The 23,848-nt window shown below is 65.5% G+C and carries 25 protein-coding genes; 6 read left to right on the top strand and 19 right to left on the bottom strand.

Translation table 11 applies throughout. The annotated features are described in order from the left end of the window. Positions 1–444: 444 nt before the first annotated feature. From ACFEMD_RS12835 to ACFEMD_RS12850, 4 genes are all read right to left on the bottom strand, one after another. Positions 445–1,308 (bottom strand): putative sodium/potassium/calcium exchanger, encoded by an 864-nt coding sequence (locus ACFEMD_RS12835; protein ID WP_394741381.1) that lies wholly within the window; start codon positions 1,306–1,308, stop codon positions 445–447. Then, entirely contained in the window at positions 1,305–2,213 is a 909-nt protein-coding gene (locus ACFEMD_RS12840; protein ID WP_394741382.1) for a signal peptidase I, read from the bottom strand. The genes ACFEMD_RS12835 and ACFEMD_RS12840 overlap by 4 nt, the downstream gene beginning before the upstream one ends. A gap of 123 nt (positions 2,214–2,336) precedes the next feature. Further along, positions 2,337–3,398: a hypothetical protein gene (locus tag ACFEMD_RS12845; RefSeq protein WP_394741383.1), complete on the bottom strand. Its 1,062-nt coding sequence runs from the start codon at positions 3,396–3,398 to the stop codon at positions 2,337–2,339. Positions 3,399–3,803: 405 nt separating this feature from the next. Continuing rightward, entirely contained in the window at positions 3,804–4,640 is an 837-nt protein-coding gene (locus tag ACFEMD_RS12850) for a SipW-dependent-type signal peptide-containing protein (RefSeq protein ID WP_394741384.1), read from the bottom strand. A 354-nt stretch (positions 4,641–4,994) separates the two neighbouring features. Here ACFEMD_RS12850 and ACFEMD_RS12855 point away from each other — a divergent pair, with 354 nt between their 5' ends. Next, positions 4,995–5,522 (top strand): DUF7344 domain-containing protein, encoded by a 528-nt coding sequence (locus ACFEMD_RS12855; RefSeq protein WP_394741385.1) that lies wholly within the window; start codon positions 4,995–4,997, stop codon positions 5,520–5,522. Between the two features lie 79 nt (positions 5,523–5,601). Here ACFEMD_RS12855 and ACFEMD_RS12860 read toward each other — a convergent pair whose 3' ends face one another. Then, positions 5,602–6,393 carry a hypothetical protein gene (locus ACFEMD_RS12860; protein WP_394741386.1) on the bottom strand — a complete coding sequence of 264 codons (792 nt, stop codon included), beginning with the start codon at positions 6,391–6,393 and terminating at the stop codon, positions 5,602–5,604. Between the two features lie 480 nt (positions 6,394–6,873). Between ACFEMD_RS12860 and ACFEMD_RS12865 the strand changes: the two genes are divergently transcribed. After that, positions 6,874–7,308 carry a DUF7344 domain-containing protein gene (locus ACFEMD_RS12865; protein ID WP_449560123.1) on the top strand — a complete coding sequence of 145 codons (435 nt, stop codon included), beginning with the start codon at positions 6,874–6,876 and terminating at the stop codon, positions 7,306–7,308. Between the two features lie 16 nt (positions 7,309–7,324). Here the strand turns inward: ACFEMD_RS12865 and ACFEMD_RS12870 are convergent, their stop codons facing one another. Continuing rightward, a complete protein-coding gene (locus ACFEMD_RS12870) occupies positions 7,325–8,029 on the bottom strand; it encodes a type I 3-dehydroquinate dehydratase (RefSeq protein WP_394741388.1) in 705 nt (234 codons plus the stop codon). A 48-nt stretch (positions 8,030–8,077) separates the two neighbouring features. After that, positions 8,078–9,058, bottom strand: a complete 981-nt coding sequence (locus ACFEMD_RS12875; RefSeq protein WP_005553824.1) for a transcription initiation factor IIB — start codon at positions 9,056–9,058, stop codon at positions 8,078–8,080. A gap of 225 nt (positions 9,059–9,283) precedes the next feature. Here ACFEMD_RS12875 and ACFEMD_RS12880 point away from each other — a divergent pair, with 225 nt between their 5' ends. Both ACFEMD_RS12880 and ACFEMD_RS12885 read left to right on the top strand, forming a co-directional pair. Then, positions 9,284–9,799, top strand: a complete 516-nt coding sequence (locus ACFEMD_RS12880; RefSeq protein ID WP_394741389.1) for a DUF84 family protein — start codon at positions 9,284–9,286, stop codon at positions 9,797–9,799. A gap of 188 nt (positions 9,800–9,987) precedes the next feature. After that, on the top strand, positions 9,988–10,221 hold the full coding sequence (locus ACFEMD_RS12885; RefSeq protein WP_394741390.1) for a DUF7123 family protein: 234 nt from the start codon (positions 9,988–9,990) through the stop codon (positions 10,219–10,221). Positions 10,222–10,278: 57 nt separating this feature from the next. Here the strand turns inward: ACFEMD_RS12885 and ACFEMD_RS12890 are convergent, their stop codons facing one another. The 6 genes from ACFEMD_RS12890 to pyk all read right to left on the bottom strand — a co-directional run bounded on the left by ACFEMD_RS12890 (position 10,279) and on the right by pyk (position 16,264). Then, positions 10,279–10,896 carry a winged helix-turn-helix transcriptional regulator gene (locus tag ACFEMD_RS12890; protein WP_394741391.1) on the bottom strand — a complete coding sequence of 206 codons (618 nt, stop codon included), beginning with the start codon at positions 10,894–10,896 and terminating at the stop codon, positions 10,279–10,281. An 81-nt stretch (positions 10,897–10,977) separates the two neighbouring features. Next, positions 10,978–12,069, bottom strand: a complete 1,092-nt coding sequence (locus ACFEMD_RS12895; protein ID WP_394741392.1) for an SPFH domain-containing protein — start codon at positions 12,067–12,069, stop codon at positions 10,978–10,980. A 120-nt stretch (positions 12,070–12,189) separates the two neighbouring features. Continuing rightward, the gene (locus ACFEMD_RS12900; RefSeq protein WP_394741393.1) at positions 12,190–13,395 is read right to left on the bottom strand and encodes an SPFH domain-containing protein; all 1,206 of its coding nucleotides are present in this window, start codon (positions 13,393–13,395) and stop codon (positions 12,190–12,192) included. A 58-nt stretch (positions 13,396–13,453) separates the two neighbouring features. Continuing rightward, positions 13,454–14,065, bottom strand: a complete 612-nt coding sequence (locus ACFEMD_RS12905; RefSeq protein WP_394741394.1) for an NfeD family protein — start codon at positions 14,063–14,065, stop codon at positions 13,454–13,456. A 42-nt stretch (positions 14,066–14,107) separates the two neighbouring features. Next, the gene (locus tag ACFEMD_RS12910) at positions 14,108–14,458 is read right to left on the bottom strand and encodes a DUF7312 domain-containing protein (RefSeq protein ID WP_394741395.1); all 351 of its coding nucleotides are present in this window, start codon (positions 14,456–14,458) and stop codon (positions 14,108–14,110) included. Positions 14,459–14,503: 45 nt separating this feature from the next. Next, positions 14,504–16,264, bottom strand: a complete 1,761-nt coding sequence (gene pyk, locus ACFEMD_RS12915) for a pyruvate kinase (protein WP_394741396.1) — start codon at positions 16,262–16,264, stop codon at positions 14,504–14,506. A gap of 118 nt (positions 16,265–16,382) precedes the next feature. On the opposite strand from pyk, the gene ACFEMD_RS12920 reads away from it, so the two are divergent. Then, positions 16,383–16,670, top strand: a complete 288-nt coding sequence (locus tag ACFEMD_RS12920) for a GYD domain-containing protein (RefSeq protein ID WP_394741397.1) — start codon at positions 16,383–16,385, stop codon at positions 16,668–16,670. Positions 16,671–17,226: 556 nt separating this feature from the next. On the opposite strand, the gene metG is transcribed toward ACFEMD_RS12920, so the two are convergent. The 5 genes from metG to ACFEMD_RS12945 form a co-directional block, all read right to left on the bottom strand. After that, complete coding sequence (gene metG, locus ACFEMD_RS12925) at positions 17,227–19,329, bottom strand: methionine--tRNA ligase (RefSeq protein ID WP_394741398.1); 2,103 nt, start codon at positions 19,327–19,329, stop codon at positions 17,227–17,229. A 49-nt stretch (positions 19,330–19,378) separates the two neighbouring features. Further along, the gene (locus tag ACFEMD_RS12930; RefSeq protein ID WP_394741399.1) at positions 19,379–19,708 is read right to left on the bottom strand and encodes a hypothetical protein; all 330 of its coding nucleotides are present in this window, start codon (positions 19,706–19,708) and stop codon (positions 19,379–19,381) included. 70 nt (positions 19,709–19,778) lie between these two features. Beyond that, positions 19,779–21,092 carry a GTPase HflX gene (gene hflX, locus ACFEMD_RS12935; protein WP_394741400.1) on the bottom strand — a complete coding sequence of 438 codons (1,314 nt, stop codon included), beginning with the start codon at positions 21,090–21,092 and terminating at the stop codon, positions 19,779–19,781. Positions 21,093–21,361: 269 nt separating this feature from the next. Next, positions 21,362–21,610 (bottom strand): DUF3194 domain-containing protein, encoded by a 249-nt coding sequence (locus ACFEMD_RS12940; protein ID WP_394741401.1) that lies wholly within the window; start codon positions 21,608–21,610, stop codon positions 21,362–21,364. Continuing rightward, complete coding sequence (locus ACFEMD_RS12945; RefSeq protein WP_005553807.1) at positions 21,611–22,012, bottom strand: prefoldin subunit beta; 402 nt, start codon at positions 22,010–22,012, stop codon at positions 21,611–21,613. A gap of 122 nt (positions 22,013–22,134) precedes the next feature. On the opposite strand from ACFEMD_RS12945, the gene ACFEMD_RS12950 reads away from it, so the two are divergent. Then, positions 22,135–23,334: a DUF7350 domain-containing protein gene (locus ACFEMD_RS12950; RefSeq protein ID WP_394741402.1), complete on the top strand. Its 1,200-nt coding sequence runs from the start codon at positions 22,135–22,137 to the stop codon at positions 23,332–23,334. A gap of 6 nt (positions 23,335–23,340) precedes the next feature. On the opposite strand, the gene ACFEMD_RS12955 is transcribed toward ACFEMD_RS12950, so the two are convergent. Then, positions 23,341–23,826, bottom strand: a complete 486-nt coding sequence (locus tag ACFEMD_RS12955; protein ID WP_394741403.1) for a DUF2243 domain-containing protein — start codon at positions 23,824–23,826, stop codon at positions 23,341–23,343. Between the last annotated feature and the right edge of the window lie 22 nt (positions 23,827–23,848).

Raw genomic sequence — 23,848 nt, forward strand, 5'->3', positions numbered from 1 at the left:
GGTGTCAGTACGGCGAGGACGGAAGTCACACTCACCAGCATCCGCTCGGAACAACGGAGAGTGTCGGTCGGACGCCTCCTTATGTTCAGAATCACGCTCATCCTCCTCTGCTCGGAAAGAAGCAATCGAGGAGTGTGCAGGCTCGATCGAGGCCCGTATCCACGACTTCGACGATCACCGACCCCTCTGCCACCTCGAGCCGAACCCACTTCTCCCTTCATCATCGACGATCTCGCGTACCTCGAACTCTTCGCTGTCGACAGTCACATTTGACAGATCCTCAACCGAATCTGCCCCGGGTTTCTCCAGTAGCTGGTCGGTTCGCAACTCGAGCGGCGAGTCCGCCGTGTTCCCGATGATCGAGACGGTGACGCTCTCGTTGCTCCCTTCGAGGTTTAGGTCCGGTTCGTTGTCAGCGGGGTGCTCGAGTCCGGCGTCGCCATCTCACGTTTTGGTGGAGGTGCTTTTGGCGTCGTCGTCCGACTTGTTCGCCTCGGACTCGTCCGTTTCGGTCTCCTCTACAGATTCGTTCAGTGTGTGGTCACCGTCGTCGGAGTCGTTCCCTACTGCTGGCTCATCGTCCTCCGTCAACGCTTCGTCGTCTGCGTCGTCGCTTTCGTTGTGCTCGGCGGAGTCCTCGACCTGAGTCGAGGTCTGGCTCGAGTTCTCCGAATTGTTGGATTCGTCTGGCTCGGAATCTCCGGTGGCGGCCGTCTCGAGTGACTGGACGCTGGCCGGTGTCGACTCGTTCGGTTCGCTCTCGTTCCCGCTCGAGGCGATCTCGTTGGTCTCGGTCTCGTCGTCCGTCGAGTTCGACTCGCTCGAGTCGGCCTCGCCGTCATCCGTCCCTGGATCGGTGTCGTTCTCCATCGCTCCGTCGACGACACCTTCTTCGGGTGCGTCGTCGGACTCCGATCGCTCGACGCCGTCCTCGGTTTCATTCGCCTCGGGGAGGTCATCCGACTCGTTCGTCTCGCCGGATTCGTTCGCCTCGAGTTCGCTATCCTCAGCGCCGGGAGTTTCTTCCTCGTCGTCGGCCGGCTCGAGGTCCTCGTCATCCCCGTTCGTCGTGATCGTCTCGTTCGCTTCGGTCTCGTTGCCGTCGGTTTCGTTCTCCGCAGGAAGCTCGCTCGGCAGGTCGGTGTCGACCACCGAAACCCCATCGCCGAACTCCGAGTCGGTTTCGAACGTTCCAGTTGCGTCCCCGGACGCCGAGAGCAGCGCGATCGTCCCGTAGCCGCCCGCGAACGCGAGGACGACGACCAGCGCCGCCAGCAGCGCGAGGACGGGGCGGCTTCGAGCGGTCATCGGTCCACCTCGGGGTCCGGCTCCTCGAGCTCGTCGGAGGTTGTCTCCGTCGCGTCCTCGAGCTCCTCGGACGGGTCGTCCCCTCGGGACGACAGCCACAGGACCGCGACCAGCACGAGACAGATCGCCGTCGCGATAGCGACCGAGACGGTCACGACCATCGGGAACAGGTAGGCCAGAAGCCCGCTTACCGGCGCCAACACGGCGAGGACGCCGACCGCACGCACCAGAATTCGGTCGGTGACGACGAGCGTATCCTCGGATGCCGCTGTCTGTTCGGGATCTTGGCCGTCCTCGAGCGCGCCGTCACCGTCGCCGGATTCCGTCGCCGCGCTCTCGTCTCGAGACCCCTTCGCGAACGACCAGACTTCGTTCAGCGCGAGGAGGCCGAACGGAAGCACGACGAGCGCCAGGAACCCCTCGGTCGTGTTGGCGAACTCGATGACGTGGCCGATAGCGGGGATCGTCAACACGACGGTCCCCAGCACGTTCTCGTGGGGGACCGGGTTCGCGTCGGGCTCGTCGTTCGCGTCGCCCTGGGTCTCGTAGAGGTAGCCGTCCGAGGTCTGCTCGACGCCGATCACGCGGTGGGTGACCGGTGCCTCGGCGTCGCCCCTGTAGAAGGTGATGACGTCGCCGGTCTCGATCGTCGCGGGATCCTGCTCGCCGACGACGACCGCGTCGCCGGGTTCGATCTCCGGCGCCATGCTCCCGGTCATCACGACGAAGCTATGGTCCGCGCCGATCACCGCCGGCACGGCGTAGATCACGAACACCGCGACGACCGCGAGCAGGACCAGCGCGGCGAGGAGGTGCAGTCCGCGTTTCCAGAGCGGTTTCGACGACGTCTGCGAGGACGGGTCGATCTGCTCCGACCCAGGCTCGACTGGACGGGCGTCGCTCATCGCTTCCGACCCCCGTCGGGGATCTCGAGAGGACAGCGTTCGTCCCCGAGGGTGTCTTCGTGATCGGTGCGGAATCGGGACGGTCGGATCGGCTGTTGAGTACTGAATGTCATGGCTCGAGAGTTAGGGGCAGATATAGACGGTCACGTTGCTAATCGCGGGCCAGATCTCATTTCCGCTGCTGCCCGCCTCGGTCGTCTCCGTGCAGACCTCCCCGGTTCGCGTCGACGGGGGGTGAATCTCGATTTCGTTAGGGTTGCTGGCGGGCCCATTATCACCCGGCGGATTGCGGCCTGGGGGTCCGTTGTCCGGTGGCCCGCCACGGACGACGACCTTACAGATTCGCGGCGCGGCGTCCTCGCTACCGTCCAGCAGGAGTCTGAAATTCGCACAGACCGTGTCGCCGTCGGGCTTGTTCGTCACGGTCAACGCCTCGAGCTCGTAGTCGCCCTCGGCTTCGATCGGGAACCGATCTCCGGGAGAGACCGAGTCCGGATCGATATCGGCCTTCCCCAGTTCCTCGCAGTCCGGACACGCTGGCTCGGGATCAGGACAGTCCGCGGCGTCGGCGAAGGGGTTCTCGACGTCGGCCTCCGAGACGTGGCGACACTGCTGGGCGAAAAACTCGAGGTGGAGGTCGCTCGAGAGGCCGGCGAGTCCGTCGCTCCCGTCGGCGGGCAGCGACCACTCGAGGGTCAGACACACCGTCTCGTCGCCGTCGATACAGTCGTCGTCGAGCCGCAGGCCGTCGGCGAACGCCAGTCGGAGGTCGTTCAGCGTGCCGTCGAAGAGCGTGTCCCCACTGGAACCACAGGACGGATCGTACCGAAGCGTCACCTCCAGAACTGCGCCGAGCAGGTCGGCCTCCGGTGGACAGTCCGTCCGCATCCAGAGCCGGGCCGCGTTCCCTTCGACGGTGATCTCGAGCGTTTCGGTTCCTGAGGTGCCTGGCTCGAGGTTCTCAACTGAAAAAGCGACGCTGTTACCGACGGTTACACAGCCCGGACCCGGACAGTCGATAGCAAGGGCGAGTTCTCCCGCCCGGATCCGTCCCTCTGTTCGTCGTTCGGCGTCGTTCAACACCGCGTGCGTTCCAGCACCGCCGATTGCGCCGAGGACGCCGATGCCGCTGATACTAGCAAGGATCTGCCGTCGCGAGAGCGGTCCGTTCGCGTCGTCTCTCATGCCCCCACCTCGGCTGATCGACCGTCTGTCGACCGTCCACCAGGACGTACCGGTTCCGTCCCACGGTCAGTCCCCGGACAGCGAGAGTCGCTCCGGAAATCAATCGTTCCTATTGTCATTGGTTTCGCTCCGTGAATCGTTCCGCCGGTCGGTGTCCGCGGTCACGTAAGCGAGTGCCACGAACGAGGACGTATGTATGAACTCTGTACCGCCTCCCTGGGATCGACAGGACGGTCATACCGTTGTCTCCGGGCTCACGTAGGACCGTCCCGAAAACGTAAACCGTGATCGCTACCGCACGTTTCACCGGCACCGTCGCGATTGTGTTCCTCTGAATTGTAATGGCAGTCGCAAATCGTCAACAGCCGAGGGCGGGAGGTGCCGTGGCTTCGACGCCTCTTGTACCTACGACGAAATCTCCGGGAGCTCCGCGTCTTCGAAGTCGTCAACGTCGTTGTGGCGGCACTGTTCGGCGTAGACGAGGAAGTCCCAGTCGAGGGTTGCGCCTTGGATCTCGTTGCCGACGTCTGTCGGGATCTCGATCTCGATGCAGACCGTGACCGTCTTTGAGTGGTCTTTGCCGTCCTTGAACTGGTGGCAGTACTCTGTTTCTTCGGGCTTGGGCTCATGTGGCGGCCACGGGAACGGTGGCCATCCGAAGCTGAGCGTCCCGACACCGTCGTCGCCGACGAAGCTCGGGAGGGCGTATCCGGAGTCGCCGAGGTTCTCGAGCAGCTCTCCCAGCGACTCTTCGGCGACCTCGTAGGACTCGCCCTCGACCTTCACGATGAGCCGTCCGGTCGCCTCCGTGCCGAGCGTCGAGAGTTCGTCGGTGTCGAAGAGGTCCTCAGTACTAACGTCGCCCTCCTCATCGGCGTACCGTGGTACCCCGATCTTCACGTAGCCCGGGTTCTCTTTGACCTTGATATCCCAGCAAAATTTGTACGTGTCGCCCGGTTTCGCGTCGTCGACTTCGACGATACCGCCCGCGAAGACGCTACCACCGTCGTCGCCGAACTCCAGTTCGTCCGGGCCGATCCCGTCTTGGTCGACACTGCTTTTGTCCACATTGGGCTCGACCTTGAGCCCGAACTCGCCGGCCGTGATCGTGTTCTCGTCGTACCCGTCACCGTCACTGAAGTACGCCGTCGTTCCCAGTCCCGCCCCGGCCGAAGCGACGCCGACCATACCCAGTCCCGCGAGCGCCTTTCGCCGTGAGATTTCGAATCCGTCTTTCGTCATTTGTATTCATCTCCCCGGTTCGGCCCGCCCGACGGACCGCGACCGGTTACTCGAGCCGTCGAGACATACCCTCGTAGTTACAATTCCCCATCCCCCGTTCGAACGGGCGAATCAACGCGTCTAACGTCCGATGGAACCGATCGAGCGATCGGTCGGGCCGTGCCAGAAACGATCAATCCGGCCGTTAGCGCGAGCGGTACGACACCCCTGTCGACCCACCGATCGGTTGACAGCGATAGAATCGAGTCCGAAACCACCCTCGAGAGCGCCCAACGAGCCAACAGGACCGTCGTACCGCCGACACGAGCCTCATACATTTGTCCGATAGTCGGCATGGATCCGTATCGACGATCCATGCGCGTTCGGAACACCTCCCTCTCTGAAGATCAGATCCACAGGCTCCTAGGGAACAGCCGTCGCAGCGCGACGCTTCGCCAGCTCGGGGAGAACGGCGGCATCGTCTCGCTCCGAGAGCTGTCGGAGCGGGTCGCGGCCCTCGAGACCGGGGAGACGCCGCCGCCGTCGAACGTTAGGGAGAGCGTTTACAACTCGCTTCACCAGACCCACCTCCCGCAGCTCGAGGAAGTCGGCGTCGTCGAGTACGACCGCGACCGCCGTCAGGTCCGGCTCTGCAAGCACGCCAGAGAGGTCGATCTCTACATGGAGGTCGTCACGCGGTACGGGGTGACGTGGTCGGAGATCTACCGCGCGCTCGGCGTGTCCGGACTTCTCGTCGTCCTCGGCGCCCTGCTCGAGGCTCCGCTTCTGGGCGGGGTCGACCCGCTCCTCTGGACGAGCCTCTTTTTGGCGCTGTTCGCCGTCCTCTCGCTGTACCAGCTGTGGACGAACCGAAGTCTCGTGCTCTCGGGGTTTCGAGAGTAAACGACCTTTCGCGGATAAACAACCGTGCCGACGGCAGCCCTCGAGGGAGAGTCTTCGGACGGTCTCGCGGCGTAGTTACTCAGACTCCGACCTCGAGGAGCCTGTCGTTGCACTCCTCGCAGGTCGCGGCGACGACGTCGTACTGCCGACAGCAGGACTCGACGACCGCCTGCTCGAAGTTCACGGCGCCGTCGCAGGTCGGACAGCGCTCGAGAAACAGTCGCAGCGCGCCGAGAACCTCGCTGCGTTGGGCGAGCGACAGCCGGTCCCAGCTCTCGACCCGCTCCTCGAGCAGCCTGGCGCTGGCCACGTCGGCGACGAACGCCGACCGGGACTCCCACTGTCCGATCCGCTCTCCCTCGACCACCGCGACGAACGCGTCGCCGTGCCAGCGGATCTCGAGTTCCGAGGGTGGAAGGCCGACGAGCTCGGCGAGCGCATCTCGATCGGCGTGTTCCACGCCGACGGCTGCACACTCTCGTCGCCACGCACGCTCGAACGTCGGCTCGAGGACGAGGTCGTCGACGACCGGATCCTCCATTACGATGCCCGTCTGTTTGAGGTAGCGATCGACCTGTAGCTCCGCGATCGGAGTCGGGTCCGGCGATTTCCCGAACCAGTCGAGGACCCGAGCCGGGAGGTAGCGCTTCGTCAGCGACGGCGTCCCGGGAACGAGATAGCCTCGCAGCCAGATCGCTCCGATGGCGACGACAAACAGTACGATTCCCGCAACCGGAGCGGTGACGCCGACGGCGACCGCCGCGACTGTCGCAACCGCGACGTTGAGTACCGTACACGGGAGACACCTGTTCTCCCCGGTGTACTCCGGTCGGGTTACTCGCTCGAGCAGAGTAGCCCATGGTCTCGTCATACGTTCGTTCGGATCCTGGACGAAATATGTATGACCACTCTACCGCGTTCGATCGCTCGTCGCTCGTAACGGTCGGCGAACCACACCGCGGTCGCTCGCATCATCGAGTCGGTGGTTCGACGACGTACCGTTCCCGATTCGCTCGCTCGCCGCTCCTCGGCCGCTTAACAGGTTGTTCGTGGTTTTCAAGCCTGCCCTGATAGACGACAGGAAGATCGTGTAGCGACTTCAAACTCGTTCGTCCCCTCTGCTCGAGCGCTCACACCGGGATAGGGGTCTGTCCTTCCCACCTAGCTCCCGAATCGACGACTCGTATCTCTTGTCTCGGCGTGACTTTCGACGGAGACTGTTTCGGATACACCGACAGTTACGGCCTACTGAAGGCGCTCCTTGTCTCTCGGTCGATATCGGTATTGGTGTTAAACGGTCTCACCGTCTTATTAGCGATCCGAGGAATATCCGATCGAGGACGGGTCAGAGATGGACGAAGGAGAGGTACACGAGGTTCGACGAGGGGTATCGAACGAGAAGCGGTCCGCGAGGGACGAACTCTTTCACGCGTTGAGCAACCAGCGACGTCGGCACGTGCTGACGCACCTGCACGCGAACGGACGGGAGGCGACGGTCAGAGAACTCTCGGAGTGGCTCGCCGCGCGCGAAAACGACGTGAGCGTCGAGGAAGTATCTTACAAGCAACGAAAGCGGACGTACACGTCGCTCATCCAGATCCACCTGGGGACGCTTCGGGACGGGGGGTTCGTCCGATACGACAGAGGACGCGGACGCGTCGAGTTGACCGCGGACGGTCGTCACCTCGCGCGCGTTCTCGAGCGAGATCTGATCGGTGACGATCGAGCGGCGTCCAACGGCTCCGGGACGACGCTGCTCGAGCGCTGGAAGCGTCGCCTTTCGTAAGTAGCGAACTCCGTGCTCAGTTTTCCGCTGTCGGTCCGTCGAGATCAGCCACGAGCCTCGAGAGCGTCTCGAGGTCGTACTGCCCGGGTGCCGTCGCCTCGTCGGGGTCGACGGGGGCGTAGCCGATTCGCGAGCCGTACACCGGCGCCACGGCCCGCGTGTGCCGCCCGACCTCGCCCATCGCCATCGTCGCCACCCGATCGCCGTGGTACGCGAGCTGCTCGGTCGCCGACAGCAAGGCGATCGTGTCGGCGTTCGACTCCGCCGTCACAGCCAGCTTCGCGACGTCGGCGTACTTGCCCGCCTCGGTCAGCGTCGAGACCAGCTCGCCGCGGGGCGGCGTCCCCTCGAAGTCGTGCGACGAGACAATAACCGAGGCGTCCCGTTCGCGGGCGGTCTCGAGGACGTCCTCGGCCGCCCCGTCGAGGATCGACTCGAGTTCGACGTCGATCGCGCCGACGGCGTCGAACGCGGTCGCCTCCGAGAGGGTCTCGAGCCGATCGCCGTCGTCGCCGTCCCACTCGCCGCCCTCCCAGGCGGCGCGGTTGGTCGCGATTATCGGGAGGGAACCGTCGTAGGCCTCGAGGGCCTCGAGGGGGTCGTCGGTCAGGTCCATCCGGAACTCGACGGCGTCGGCGTGCTCGCGAGCCGTCGGCTCGTCGGCGTCCGCGAGATCGGCGGTCGCGGCTGTAACCGTGAACGAGTCGAAGTCGATACGCATAGCCGGTTGTGAGAACGGGGCGGCGAAAAACGGTGTCGTTTCGGCGACTCAGGCCATCCCGAGGGTTTCCTCGGCCTCGAGCAGCTCGTGGTAGCGGTTGCGGATCGTGACCTCGGAGATGTCGGCGACGTCGCTCACCGCGGCCTGGGTCGTCTTCTCGTTGGTCAGCAGTGCGGCGGCGTACACCGCGGCGGCCGCGAGGCCGACCGGAGACTTCCCCGAGTGAACGCCCTTCTCCTTGGCGTTCTGAAGCAGGCCGCGGGCGCGGTGTTCGGCCTCGTCCGAGAGCTCGAGTCCCGACGCGAAGCGGGGCACGTAGCTCTCGGGGTCGGCGGGCTGGACCTCGAGGCCGAGTTCGCGGACGACGTAGCGGTAGGTGCGAGCGATCTCGTTTTTCTCGACGCGGGAGACGTCGGCGATCTCGTCCAGCGAGCGCGGAACGCCGGCCTGACGCGCGGCAGCGTAGACGCAGGCCGTCGAGACGCCCTCGATCGAGCGTCCGGGAAGGAGGTCCTCGTCGAGTGCGCGCCGGTAGATCACCGAGGCGGTCTCGCGGACGTTCGTGGGCAGCCCCAGGGCGCTCGCCATCCGGTCGATCTCGCCGAGTGCCTGCTTGAGGTTACGCTCCTTGGAGTCGCGAGTACGGAAGCGCTCGTTCCACTTGCGCAGGCGCTGCATCTTCTCGCGCTGGCGCGATCCCAGGGAGTTGCCGTAGGCGTCCTTGTTTCGCCAGTCGATGTTCGTCGACAGCCCCTTGTCGTGCATCGTGTTCGTCGTCGGCGCGCCGACGCGGGACTTCTCGTTTTTCTCGCTGGCGTCGAACGCGCGCCACTCGGGACCGCGGTCGACGGAATCCTCCTCAACGACGAGACCACAGTCCTCACAGACGGTCTCGCCGTGTTCGTCGTCGACGACGAGGTTGCCCGTACACTCGGGACAGACGACGTCGCTTTCCTCGCTTTCGGTCGTCTCCTCGCTCGTTTCGTGTTCGCTACGTCGGACTCTCGTGCTCGGTGATGCGTTAGTCATGGGATGGCGGGTACTGCCCGGTAGGTCGCGTACAGAATCCGGACGGAGTTGCTACCTACCAGGTTCCGAGACGCCGGAGTTAATGGTTTCGAAATCGCCCCCGTTCTCCGCTCGAGACGCGGTTCATCGTCAAAATCCGTGTAGATCTTGCGGCCGCGAGCGTTCGGGCCCGGGAGAGAAGCAACGAAACGGGAGTTCCAAACGGCTCCGCGCCAAGCCCCACGTATGGACGTTGCAGTCGGGAGCACGAACCCGGTCAAGGTTGACGCGGTCGAACGCACGCTCGAGCGATACGATCCGACGGTCACGCCGATCGCGGTCGACTCCGGGATAGCCGAACAGCCCCGCTCGGTCGCCGAGACGGTCTCCGGCGCCGAGAACCGGGCCCGGCGAGCCCTCGAGGCGACCGACTGCGAGTACGGAATCGGCCTCGAGGGCGGCGTGGCCCGGGTCGAGGGGACGCCGGGGCTCTCGCTGATCATGTGGGGCGCGGCGACCGACGGCCGCCGTCTCGAGCGCGGAGGCGGACCGACGCTTCGGCTCCCCGATCGGATCGCGAATCGACTCGAGGACGGCGAGGAACTCGGACCGGTGATGGACGACGTCCTCGGTCGGGACGACGTCGCCGAAACTGACGGGGCCGCGGGCGTACTCACGGGCGGGCTCACCGACCGAACGCGGGCGCTCGGCGAGGCGGTCGCCTGTAGCGTCGGCCCGCTTCTGACTCCGGAGTACGAGTAGCCGGCCCGGCAGCGCCGGGTTATGAGTGCTCCCGCGGACAGTCGTCGATCCGGACCGATTAGCCGACCGTACCAACGCGTCGTTTCGGTCCCCGAATTCCGTCGTTACTTTCCGAGTAATCGCCAGACGAGAGGGAGTTAACCGGTCGTACCAAACCCCCTAAGAGCGTTCCCGGTGTGGCACGTCGTATGAGCACCGCAACGGCGACCGACCTCACGAGCAAGCAGCGCCGGATCCTCCGGTACTTCCGGGAGCACGCGGCGACGAAGACGTACTTCAAGTCGCGACTTATCGCCCAGGAGCTGGGGATGACGGCGAAGGAGGTCGGATCGAACATCACCGCGCTCCAGGAGAGCGACTCCGGCGTCGAAATCGAGAAATGGGGCTACTCCTCGAGTACGACCTGGAAAGTCAGCCTGTAGAGCCGACGCGAGAACGTTTGGAGACGGTTTTATCGAACTGAGGAGAGAGTCACCGCGCTACCCGTCGTAGGCGACGAACTGGTCGGCGTTGCGCGCGAGGCGACGCGCGCGGTCGCCGAAGGAGTCGGCGTGGCGAACGATGAGTACGAGGACGGTCTCGGGTCGTTCGACCGCGTACCCGTCCTCGCGGGAGAGCAGGCCGGCTCCCTCGAGTTCGCCGGCGTACTTGCTCACCGTCGGCGCCGAGACCTCGAGGGCGTCCGCGAGGTCGCCGGCCGTCGAGTCCGACGACAGCAGCAGTTCGATCAGCATTCCTCGCGGGGTGTCCCGGCGGAGATACCCCAGCGTGCGTTTCTCGAACTCGTCGAACCGATCGGCGGGGACGAATCGCTTGTAGTCACCGTCACGGTAGCGCTCGATAGCGCCTTGCTCCTCGAGCTGGCGGAGGTGGTGTTGGGTCTCACCGGTACCGAGTTGCAGGTCGTCACGGATCTTCGAGAAGTGTGCGCCTGGCGTCGTCGAGAGGTAGCCCGAGATCGCGTCGCGAGCGTCGCTCTCTCCGGTGTCGGCGCTCGCGGTTTCCGAGAGGCCCGCCACCGGTGCGGTGGCACCGAGTGCGGCGAACCGACGCAGGGTCGAGCGCTTGTCGTCGTCGACCCCTTCGGACGATGTCATGACTTCTACAGTCAGCAATGTGACCCGCAGTAAAACAGGTTTCGCTCCGTCTCGGATCCCAAGATCAGCGGTGAAACGGCCTCAGTCGGTACTCTGGGAGGGATCTGTCGTATCGTCCCCTGCAGGCGACGGCTCCTCGTCGATCTCCTCGAACTCGATCGCCGAGTTCGCCTCGAGCTCCGCGTCGATCTCGCCGAGGATCTCGCTGATGTCGTCGAGGCCGATCAGCTCGCGGGTCTCCTCGGAGAACTCGAGGCTCTCGAGGTGGTCGCCGTCTTCCTCGACGTCGCTGCCCGAGAGGTGTTTGCCGTAGCGTCCGACCATCGAGGTCAGCTCCTGTGGCATGACGAACGTGGTCGACTCGCTCTGACCGATGTTCTCGAGCGTCTCCATTCCCTGATCGATGATGGCGCGTTCGCCCATCGACTCGGCGGACTTCGCCCGGAGGACCGTCGAGATAGCGTCACCCTGGGCCTCGAGGATCTGGCTCTGCTTCTGGCCCTGTGCGCGGATGATCTCGCTCTGCTTGTCACCTTCCGCCTTCTCGACGGCGCTGCGGCGTTCGCCCTGGGCCTCGAGGATCATCGCGCGGCGCTTCCGTTCCGCGGAGGTCTGTTTCTCCATCGACTGCTGGACGTCCTTCGAGGGGTTTACCTCCCGAACTTCCACCGACTCGATCCGGATGCCCCACTCGTCGGTGGGCTCGTCGAGCTCCTGGCGGATCCTCGCGTTGATCTCCTGGCGCTTGTTCAGCGTGTCGTCGAGCTCCATATCGCCGATGACGGCACGCAGGGTCGTCTGGGCGAGGTTCGAGACGGCCTTCTTGTAGTCGTCGACCTCGAGAAACGCCCGCTTGACGTTCATTACGCGCATGTAGATGACGGCGTCGGCCGTCACGGGCGAGTTGTCCCGCGTGATCGCCTCCTGGCGCGGGACGTCGACCGTCTGGGTCCGCATGTCGAACCGATAGGTGTTCGAGACGAACGGCGGAACGACGTTGATCCCGGGCTCGAGCAGCTTGCGGTACTCGCCGAGGACGGTCAGCGTTTTCTTCTCGTAGGCGTCGACGATGACGATACTGCTCCGGAGGACGATCGGAACGAGCAACAACACCAGCAGTCCGATCGCCAGTCCGGCGACGGTCGTCACAAAAAGCGGCGTGAACAAGGACATACTTCTACGACGAACTCAGCACTGCAAAAGTGTTTCTAATACACTGACAAATATGAGAGAGAGCCGGCGCGAAAGGGGTCGGCACACCGAACCGTAAAAACCGCCGTCTCGGACGGAGCGCTAGTTGTCCGCGCTCGAGTCGTCAACCGGCGGTTCGGCGTCGTTGGGGTCGGTATCGTCGCCTGCGGGTTCGGTCGTTCCGCCGTCGGTCTGCTGGAACTCCTGGTCCATCTCCTCGATGACCTCGTCGGGGTCGGTGATCTCGGCGGGGTCCTCGCCCTCCTTGATCGCCTGGGCCTCCTGTTCCATCGCCTCGACGTCCATCTCGGCTTCCTGGTCGATCTCGCCGATGATCTCGGCGATGTCGTCGAGACCGATCAGCTCGCGGGTCTCCTCGGAGAACTCGAGGCTCTCGAGCTGGTCGCCGTCTTCCTTGACGTCGCTGCCCGAGAGGTGTTTGCCGTAGCGCCCGACCATCGAGGTCAGCTCCTGGGGCATGACGAAGGTGGTCGACTCGCTCTGGCCGATCTGTTCGAGCGTCTCCATTCCCTGATCGATGATGGCGCGTTCGCCCATCGACTCGGCGGACTTCGCCCGCAGGACCGTCGAAATCGAGTCACCCTGGGCCTCGAGGATCTGGCTCTGCTTCTCACCCTGTGCGCGGATGATCTCGCTTTGCTTGTCACCTTCCGCCTTCTCGACGGCGCTGCGGCGTTCACCCTGCGCCTCGAGGATCATCGCGCGGCGCTTCCGTTCGGCGGAGGTCTGTTGCTCCATCGCGCGCTGGACGTCCTTCGAGGGGTTCACCTCTCGAACTTCGACGCTCTCCACCCGAATGCCCCACTCGTCGGTGGGTTCGTCGAGCTCCTGGCGGATCTTCGCGTTGATCTCCTGGCGCTTGTTCAGCGTGTCGTCGAGCTCCATGTCGCCCAGCACGGCGCGCAGGGTGGTCTGGGCGAGGTTCGAGACGGCCTTCTTGTAGTCGTCGACCTCGAGGAAGGCCTTCTTTGCGTCCATCACCTTGATGTAGACGACCGCGTCGGCGGTCACGGGGGAGTTGTCCCGCGTGATCGCCTCCTGACGGGGAACGTCTAAGGTCTGTGTTCGCATGTCGAACCGATACGTGTTCGAGACGAACGGCGGGACCCAGTTGATCCCCGGCTCGAGCAGCTTTCGGTACTCGCCGAAGACGGTCAGGGCGCGTTTCTCGTAGGCGTCGACGATCTCGATCGCGCTCAGTAGCGCGGCGACGACGACGACGAGAACCAGCGCACCCAGAAACAGCAGTGCACCGCCGGTTTGCATGGGGAGTAATTCGATCGCCATACGTCGATCTTACGGCGGTGAGGGGAAAAACGTTCCCCTGGTCAACATATCCCAGCTGTCAGCCGGATTTCTCGGTCTCGGGCTCGCGGATCGAGTCGTCGGTGCTCGAGTCGCCGGACTCCGGCTCCGTCTCGGGCTCCGAGTCGGCGCTCTCGAGGTCTGCGGACTCCCTGGCGAGCGCCCGGTCGATCTCGTCCTCGCCGATCGATCCCAGCGACTCGACGGTCAGGACGTTGCCGCCACCGGGATCGAGGACGATGATCTCCTCGCCCTCCTCGATGGTGCCACTGGACGTCCGGGCGCTGTAGTAGGGGGCGAACCCGCCTTTCTCGAGTTTGACCTCGCCGCCGCGGTTAGTGACGGTCTCGGTGACGTAGCCGGTGGTTCCGGCCAGCGACTCCGAGTCCGAGGTCTGGGGGGTCCCCTTCCCGCCGTAGAAGTCGAACTCGCGGTAGACGTAGGTCGCGACGAGCCCGATCGCCAGGGTCAGCCCCGCGAGCACCAGCAGGTTCGCCGCCGGCGGGAACAGCATCCCGATGAGTCCCGCACCGACCAGGGCGATGCCGATGACGATCAGGTGGGCCCCCGGCGACAGCGCCTCGAGCCCCATCAACACGAGACCCGTCGCCAGCAACACGAGGGGCATATTCTCGAAGAGAACTTCGATCATGTCCGATGCTAAGGTCTCGCCGTGATTAAATGTTTAGTGGGCTCAGAACGGCAGCGAGACGACCCGGACAATCACGAGGACCATTGCGATCGCGCCCAGCACGACGAAGACCGCGTTCTCGAGGGTGGGATCGCCGCGTTCGATCGGCGTCGAACTCGGCTCGGGCGCGTAGGGGTCGTCCTCTTCGGCGTCCTCGCTCGCATCTGTCTCGTCGGTATCGTAGCTCGAGAGGTCGATCGGGATTCGATCGCGATCACCGCTGCGGGCGGGCTCGACGCCGGAGGTGTCCCGGACGTTCCGCACCGTTTCCCGCTCGTCGGTCGATCCCGCCGTCGGCTGCTCCCGCGTCCCGTCGTCGCCCTCGCGTCGGTCGCCGGAGGCGTCGCCTGCCATACCTCGAGGTTAGAGCGCCGCGGTCAAAAACCCGCGGTCCTCGACTCAGTTCCGCTCGGACCGGGGGGCGATGTTGCCGCCGTAGACGACGCCGCGCTCGGCGTCGAGCGTCACCGTTGATCCGTCCTCGAGTTCGTCGACGTCGGCCCCGCTGATCATCGGGACGTCGATCTCACGGGCGACGAGCGCGGGGTAGCCGGTCATCCCCCGCTGTGCGTTGACGATCCCGCCGATCCGCTCGAGGTCGCCCTCGAACTCGTTGTCGAACGCCGATCCGAGCGCGACGATTGCGCCGTCGGGGATCGACGAAAGGTCGCCATCTCGGAGCCGAACGACGGGCCCGGTCGTCCGTCCCTCGACGACGACCCGTCCCGTCGTCAACGCGTCCGCGGCGACGTGGACCTTCATCATGTTCGTCGTGTTCGCGCCCTCGAGTTCGGTCATCATGCCACAGAGGACGACGACGGTGTCGCCGCTGTCGGCGACGCCAGCGTCGAGCGCCGCCTGAACGGCCTTCTCGACGACGGCGTCGGCGCCCTGATCGGAGACCCGGGCGTACAGCGGCGTCACGCCCCACGACAGCGCGAGTCGTCGACGCACGTCGTGGTTCGGCGTCGAGGCGACGACCGGAACGCCCGGGCGGTACTTCGCCGTCTTCAGCGCGGTGTAGCCGGACTCGGTCGCGGCGACGACCGCCTCCGCGCCGATGTCCCGGGCCATGTAGCGAGCTGAGCGTGCGAGGGCGTCCGTTCGGGCCTCGCCCGCAGTCGGCACGCGCTGCTCTAAGGTCTCGGCGTACTCCTCGGAGTTCTCGACCTGACGGACGATGCTGTCCATGGCGTCGACGACCGCGGACGGGTGGTCGCCGATCGCCGTCTCGCCCGAGAGCATCACCGCGTCGGTTCCGTCGAGGACGGCGTTGGCGACGTCGGAGGCCTCCGCGCGGGTCGGTCGACGGGCGTGGACCATCGAGTCGAGCATCTCCGTCGCCGTGATGACCGGCGAGCCGGCCTCTCGACACTTGCGGATGATTCGCTTTTGAATCATCGGGACGTCCTCCATCGGACACTCGACGCCCAGGTCGCCGCGGGCGACCATGATGCCGTAGGAGGCCTCGATGATCTCGTCGAGATTCTCGACGGCGCCCGCCCGCTCGATCTTCGAGATGATCGGAATGTCTTCGGCGCCCAGCTCCTCGAGGACCTCGCTGACCTCGTAGACGTCCTCGGCGTCGCGGACGAAACTCGCCGCGACGAAGTCGACCTCCTTCTCGGCGCCGAGCTCGAGGTCCTTTCGGTCGGAGTCGGTGACGATATCCAGGTCGAGGTCGACGCCGGGAACGTTGACGCCCTTGCGGCCGCCGAGTTCCCCGCCGGTGTCGACGCGGGCCCGGACCGTTCCGCCGGAGCGCTCGAGCACCGTCGTCTCGATCAGGCCGTCGTCGAGCAGGATGCGGTCGCCCGCCTCGACCTCCCGGATGGGAAGCGAGAGACCCACGCGCTCGGGGGAGACCTCCTCGCCCTCGACGAACTCGATCTCGGAGTCCGTCTCGAGGGAGACGGTTTCACCCTCCGGGAGCGGGGCCGTTCTGACCTCCGGTCCCTTCATGTCGAGCATGACGGCCACCGGCTCGTCCCGTTGTTCGTCGACCGCGCGCACGCGGTCGATCAGCGTCGCTCGATCCTCGAGGCTGCCGTGGCTCGCGTTCAGCCGTGCAACGGACATTCCGGCGTCGGCGAGCGCCGAAATCGCTCCCCGGTCGTCCGAGGCGGGTCCGAGGGTACAGACGATCTTCGCGTTTCTCATGTCCCCTGATAGCGCGAGCACCGTCAAAAAGCTGCGTGGTTTACTCGGTCTCGAGTTCCTTCCCGACCCATCATGTGCCACGGGAACGGTTTTCCGAGGTTCGTGCCTCTCTTTGTATATGCCAACGTTCGCGTCCGTCGTGGAGCTTGCCGACCGTGACGTCCAGAACATGCAGGAACTCGCCTCGATCTGGGGCGAGATCCGAACGGAGTTCGAGGAACACGACACCACGCTCGAGGACTCCTACGCGATGCTCGGCGAGCACGACTTCCTCGTCATCTTCGAGGCCCCCGACCAGGATGCAGCGTACAAGGCTGCACTGACGATGCATCGACACGGGCTCGACGCCCAGACGATGGCGCTGAAGGACACCGACGACTTCGCCGACCTCGTCGACGAGGTCTGACTCGGATCGGTTCTCCCGGTACTCGGGAGGACGCCGTCCTTACGGTTTCGCACTGACACTACAGCGTGCGTTCTTGCCTTCCTTCCAGTTTCGGGTCGAATCCGATCGAACTCTTTCTGCGGAGGCGCGCGCTGTCGACCGTGAACGCTAGTGAGGGCGGTCGGCGACACTGTGCGAGGTCTTCGCGAGCCATGCGAGCGAACGGCTTGGAAGACGCAGCGCGTCTTCCAGTGGACGAACGAGCGCAGCGAGTGAGTCGGCTGGGGAGGGCGTGGCAATCCCCTCTGTTCGTGCGAACAGCGTTGCTTCTGTCAGTATTACCGCGAAAGCCCCTGCCGTTCTCGGGCGTTCTGACTCGCTGCGCGCGCTCCTTGCAGTCGCGTGCTTGTGTCGTCGGAACGCCCGAGAACGCCAGCCCCTTTCAGTCCCACCCGGCAATGGTTGGTTGAGGCTGCAGATACAATCTCGAACGGTCCATTCGCACGTTCTTTATAACGGCTCCCTCCAAACCGTCCCTCCGGAACGCCTCCGACTCGAGCAAATACCGTGGGAACGACTACCGAACCTTCTCGCCGACTTCGGCGTCGCCGTGGGTCGTCAGCAGGTCGGCCTGCTCGCCCGCGGCGAGCACCATTCCGTTCGACTCGACGCCGAACAGCTCGGCGGGCTCCATGTTCGCCAACAGGATACACTTCTCGCCGGGGAGTTCCTCGAGGTCGTGGAGCTGCTTGATCCCCGCGACGACCTGGCGAGTCTCGAAGCCGATGTCGACCTCGAGTTTGGCGAGGTCGTCGGCGCCCTCGATCCCCTCGGCCGTCTCGATGCGGCCGACGCGGATGTCGACGTCCTGGAACTCCTCGAAGCCGATACGGTCCTCGAGCAGGGGCTCGAGCTCGTCGGTGTCTCCGTCTCCGTCTGCCATGTCGTCAGCTTCGTCCGCCGAGGTGTCGTCGCTTTCGCTTTCTCCGTCACCGGCCGCAGCCACGCGCTCCTCGAGTTTCTCGTTCAGTTCGTCGACGCGGTCGTCCTCGATCTTCTCGAACAGCTCGCCGGGCTCCGCGAAGTTTCGAGGTGGCGCCTCGAGGGCGGCCTCGAGACCGGCGTCCGCGATCTCGCCCTCCTCGCCGATCTGGTTCCACAGCAGCTGGGATTTGTCGGGCGTGATCGGCTCGAGCAGGACGGCGACGGCCTTGGCGATCTGGACACAATCACGGATGACCTGCGCGGCCTGCTCCGGGTCCTCGTCGGTGAGCTTCCAGGGTTCGTTGCGCTGAATGTACTCGTTGCCGAACTGCGCCAGACGAGTCGCTGCCTGGCCGATACCGCGCAGCGAGTAGTCGTTGACGGCCTCGCGGACCTCGCCGATGGCGCCCTCGATGCGTTCCTGAACTTCCTCCGAGACGTCCGCGTCCGGCGTCCCCTCGAAGTTCCGGTAGGCAAACAGCAGCGAGCGGTACCAGAAGTTGCCGACCGTCCCCACCAGCTCGCCGTTGACCTTCTCCTGGAAGGCGTCCCAGGAGAAGTCGACGTCCTGCTGGAGACCCCCAGTAGTCGTCAGGTAGTACCGCAGAAGGTCGGGATGGAACCCTTCCTCGAGGTACTCCTCGGCCCAGATCGCCCGGTTGCGACTCGTCGAGAGCCCCTTCCCGTTGATCGTGATGAAGCCGGTCGCGGCCACGGCTCGGGGCGCGTTGTAGTCGGCGCCCTCGAGCATCGCGGGCCAGAAGATCGTGTGGTGCTGGATGATGTCCCGGCCGATGACGTGAACGATATCCCCGTCCTCCTTCCAGACGCGCTCCCAGTCGTACTCGTCGGCGCCGACGCGCTCGCTGTACTGCTTCGTCGAGGCGATGTACTCGACGGGGGCGTCGACCCAGACGTAGAGGACGACGTCCTCCGTGCTCTCGTCATCGCCGTTGGGGTAGTCGATCCCCCACTCCATGTCCCGCGTGAGACACCAGTCCTGGAGCCCCTCTTCGATCCACTGGCGGGGCTGGTTACGGGCGTTCGATGTTCCTTCGAGGCCATCCAAGAACTCAGTGAGGTAGTCCGAGAACTCCGAGACGCGGAAGAACTTGTGGGTGCGCTCGCGGTACTCGGCGTCGTTACCGGTGATCGTACTCTTGGGATCCTCGACCTCGCCGGGCTCCAAGTGGCGCTGACAGCCCTCGTCGCACTCGTCGCCGCGGGCCTTCTCGCCGCAGTACGGACAGGTGCCCTGAACGTAGCGATCCGGCAGGTACTGGTCGGCGTCGGGATCGTAGGCGACCTGGATCTCCTTCTCGTAAACGTAGCCCTCCTCGTCTAAGGTGCGGACGATCTCCTGGGTGAGCTCGGTGTTGGTCTCGTCGTGGGTATGGCCGTAGTTGTCGAAGTCGACGTTGAACTTGGGGAACGTCTCCTCGTACTGCTCGTGCCAGTCCAGCGCGAACTCCGCGGGATCGACGCCCTTCTGTTCGGCGTTGACGGCCACGGGCGTCCCGTGCATGTCCGAGCCGGAGACGTAGGCCGTCTCCTGGCCCAGCGTCTCGAGCGCGCGGTTGAAAGCGTCTGCGCCGATGTATCCGCGGAGGTGACCGATGTGGAGGTCGCCGTTGGCGTAGGGCAACCCGCAGGTCACGATCGCGGGACTGTCGGTTGGAAACTCGTCGGTGCTCATACTCGCCATGAGTCGGTGCCGGGCGTAAAAGCCGCCGGTTTCCGCTCGGTCACTCGGAGGCGTCGCCGACGACCCAGACCTCCGGCAGCAGGCCGGCTCGAGCGCCGATCAGCAGCCCGAGCCCAACCAGCAGGGACGCGAAGAAGACGACGGTCGACATCGCACCACCGACAGGGACGACGAGCGAGACGGCGGTGACCACCCACGCCAGCCAAGCCAGCGCCTCCCAGGGTCGCCCGCCGTACAGCCGCCAACTGGAGAGCGAGAGCGCGAAGCCGCCGAGCGCGGCCGCCACCAGGACGCCCTCGAGGGTCGTCGACGCCGCGATCAGCGCGCCGACGCCGACGATCGCGACGACGTCGATCCGGTCCAGGCCCATACAGACTATCTTCCGGCGACGTGCCAAACGGGTATCGATCGGCTCTCAACCACGGTCGGCCAAGCCCCGCTTACCCGAACTTTTCGGCCCGACCCTGCAGCCGCTCGAGCACCGACGGCCGGCCGCGACACGTAAGCGTGACCGTCTCGCCCTCGTAGTCGACCGACTCGACGGTCGTGCGGTCGTAAGCAGTCGAAACCAGCGACATCGCGTCGTCGGTGTTCGGCAGCCGAAGCGTCGCCCGCTCCTCGGGGAACCGCTCTCGAATTTCCGAGCGAACGGTCTCGAGGTTCGTCCCCTCGAGCAGGCTCGCGAGGATCGGTTCGGCCGCCGGCTCGGGAACGAGATCCGCAGCTACTGAGGAGCGCCGCCGGCGCTCTTCCTCGGACAGCGTCTCGGCCTTGTTGAGCACGGGGACGATCCGATCGTCGTCGACCCCCTGGGCCTCGAGCACCTCGAGGGACACCGACAGCCGCTCGCGGAACGTCTCGAGGGGGTCGCCCGCGTCGACGACCAGCACGACAACGTCGGCCGCGGCCGCCTCCGACAGCGTCGAGCTGAACGACTCGACGAGGTCGTGGGGCAGGTCGTCGACGAACCCGACCGTGTCGGTGACGAGCGCGGGCCGGCCCTCGAGGGTCGCTCGACGGGTCGTCGTCTCGAGGGTCTCGAACAACCGATCCTCGATCGCCGCGGTGGCGTCCTTTCCGTCGCCGTCCGCGGGAGCGTCCTCGGCTCGATCCTCGAGGCTCATCTCGTCGGCGAGTCGGTGCAACAGCGTCGACTTCCCGGCGTTGGTGTAGCCCGCCAGGGTGACGAGGTCGAACCCCTCCTCGCGGCGGCGCTGCCGGAACTGCTCGGCGGGCTCGGGCAGCTCCTTGAGTTTGGTCTCGAGGCGGTCGATCCGCTCCTCGACGTCGTAGATCCGGGACCCCTTCTCGGTCTGCTGGTTCAACATCCCCTCGTCGGCCGCGGCGATCACCCGCGGCAGGTCGTAGCGCAGGCGCGCCAGCTCGACCTGGAGCTGGGCCCGACGGGTGCCGGCCTGACTCTCGAAGAGCTCGAGGACGAGCCGATAGCGATCGACGACGATCGTCTCCTCGGGCATCCGTTGCTCGACCGTGTGGTGTTGGTCGGGCGTGAGCTCGCCGTCGACGACGACGCGGCCGGCTTTCTCCTCCTCGACGACGGCCGCGAGCTCCTCGAGCTTCCCGCTGCCGAGGTAGGTTCCGGAGTCGTTCGGTCCAACCTGCGTGACGGTCGCGACGACGTCGTCCCCGTTGGCCTTGACGAGCGCCTCGATCTCGTCGGTCTCGACGGGTGCGTTCGGCGATCGTTTCGCGATAACTGTGCGTGCGGTCTGCGTGGGTGCTGATCGTGACATGTGGGTCTGTAGCTGCGAGTACTGCGTCGCTCCGGCTCGAGTCCGCGCCGGGCGAAACGAGCGGGGATCGGGGGCTGCGTCGCCGTCGACCGAACTGTCGACGACGGAGGCGAACCCGACTCACCGAGCGAAAACGATCTCCATCTGCTGTGGCGTGGATTTGCCGAGCACACCACTAATCGGTTGTGGTAGTGTGGGTGACTGTGACACATCCTCTCGGGAGTACGGCCGTTTCGATCGAACTCGTCGCGAAAAGCGAGCCGGATACCTTACTCCCCGAACAGCTCGTCGACGGCCTCGCGCGCGGCGAGGGCGGCGTCGTCGGCGACCTGCTCCGGGTCGGCCTCGTCTTCGGGCGCGTTCAGGTAGACGTCGACCTCGAGGACGCCGTCCTCGAAGACGACCGTCACGTCGTAGTCTCGAACCTCGGATTGCTTGTACCGGGAGAAGATCAGTCCCTCCGCCGCGTCGGACGCGGTCTGGACGACCTCCTCGTCGGTCGGCTCCTCACTCGACATTTACGCGCCGCCGGCACCGGGACCGCCCGGACCTGCCGGGCCGCCCATGCCGCCGCCCGCGCCGCCGAGCAGTTCCTCGAGCTCGCCCTGGAGGTCCTCGAACTGCTCCTGGACGCGCTCTTCTTGCTTCTCTAAGGTCTCGAGACGGATCTCGAGGGTGTCGACCTTCTCTTCGAGGTCGTCCTCGGCCGTGTCGTAGTCGGTCTCGACGAACAGCTCGCCGACGTTGCGGTACATCGTCGTCTCCTCGTCGATGTTGTCGAGCTCGTCGAGGGCGCTCTCGGCCTCCTCGAGGTTCGTCTCGGCCTGCTGTTTCTGCATGGCGACTTCCTGTGCGGTCTCCTGAAGGCCCTGGAGCTGCTCGATCTTCTCCTGTGCTTCCGGCGGCAGGTTTCCTTGCATATCTCGACCGTCGCCCTCCGGACTGATAAAGCCAAGCTTTGTCGCTCGAACGAAAGCGAGCGTCCGAGCCCGTTGGGCGTGCAACCTCGAAACCTATCCCCCTCGCGGGCGTCCCTCCGGTGATGCGACGTCGCGACCTCCTCGCTGCCGGCGCCCTCTCGAGCGCGCTCTCGCTTGCGGGCTGTCTCGAGACGCTCGAGCGCGAGGACGCCTGGCGGGAGCTGGTCGTCGACCCACCCGACGGCGCCTACGTGCCGCCGAAGGTCGACGAAATGCTTCCGCTTGGCACTGCGGCCGCCGACGGCCTCGAGGTCTCGCTGTCGGCGACGCGACCCCACTCGTTCTGGACGGTCGCCGACGGCGAGCGGGCGCGTGCGGACGTTCGGGACCACCACGACGCCCACCTGATGGCGACGGTCACCGACGCCGAGACCGGTCTCGCGGTTCCGACGTCGGTGTCGACGGCGGTCCACAGTCGCGATGAGCGAATCGACGAGCGCACCCTCTGGCCGATGCTCTCCCAGCGGATGGGGTTTCACTACGGCGACAACGTCCCGCTGGGCGAGGACGGCCCCCACGACGCGACCGTTCGGATCGAACCGACGAGCGCCCACGTCTCGGGCACTCTCGCCGACCGGCTCGACACGGCCCGGACCGTCGACCTCGAGTTCGAGTACGCGGCCGAGGCGATCGAGTCGCTCGACCGCCGGCTGATCGACGAGGACGAGGGACGTGGCGAGAGCGGGGCGGTCGAGCCGATGGAACACGATCACGACGAGCACGGGTCGGAGGACGGCCACGACGAGCACGGGTCGGAGGACGGCCACGATGACCACGATAGCCACAGCGATCACGGGTCCGAAAACGGTCACGGCGATCACGATACGCACGAGGCGGACGACCGCGGGGCGGAAGCCGATCTCGAGGCCGCCACCGACGAGTGGCTCGGCACCGCCCGCAGCGGGGATCTCGAGTTCGGCGTCGGCGTCCTCGAGGGCGGATCGGACGGGATCGGCGAGGACACCGTCGTCGTGAGCGCTCGCACGCGGTACAACCAGTTTTCGCTCCCGTTCGTCGGACTGTCGGTCGCTCCGGTTCGGGACGGATCCCTCGGCGAGAAAACCCCGCTCGGGGAGCGACTCGACGCCGAGCTGGGTCACCACTACGGCGCTCCCCTCGAGCGGGAACTCCGCGAGCGCCTCGAGTCGACGACCGAGCTGGCGGTGGTCGTCGACGCGACGCCGCAGCTCTCGCGCCACGAGGGGTACGAGACGGCGTTTTTCGACCTCGAGCCCGCGACGGTGGGGATCGACCTCGAGTAGAACCGATCAGTCGGCTCGAGCGAGGTGGCCGCCCGCGCTGCGGACCAGGAGGGTTCCGACGGCGAGCATGAGCACGCTCACCGCGAGCCAGTGGGGGTTCCAGGCTTCGGTGCCGTGAACGACGTTGTGCAGGTCGAGCACGTAGTGGCTGACGACGCCGTCGAAGACGTTGAAGGCGCCCGCCCCGACGACGACGGAACCGATCAGGTACCGCGTCGAGAACCGGGCGTCGGAGCCGTTGACGAGTCGCCAGGTGAGCCCGAGGCCGACGCCCATCACGCCGAGCATTCCGAGCAAGAAGAGACCGTCGAACATGACGTTCGTCCGCATCCCGTCGAGGCTATAGGGGTCGTAGATCCCCGACAGCAGGTGGTGGGTCTGCAGCGTCAGATGGAAGATCACGACGTCGATAATCGCACCGAAGCCGAAGCCGACGGTTCCGCCGGCCAGCAGAACGCGCCGGCGGCTCCCCGTGCTCGAATCCGTTACCATACCGCAGTCCTTCGCGGACCGC

Source organism: Natronococcus roseus (assembly GCF_043677095.1).
GTDB classification, from domain to species: domain Archaea; phylum Halobacteriota; class Halobacteria; order Halobacteriales; family Natrialbaceae; genus Natronococcus; species Natronococcus roseus.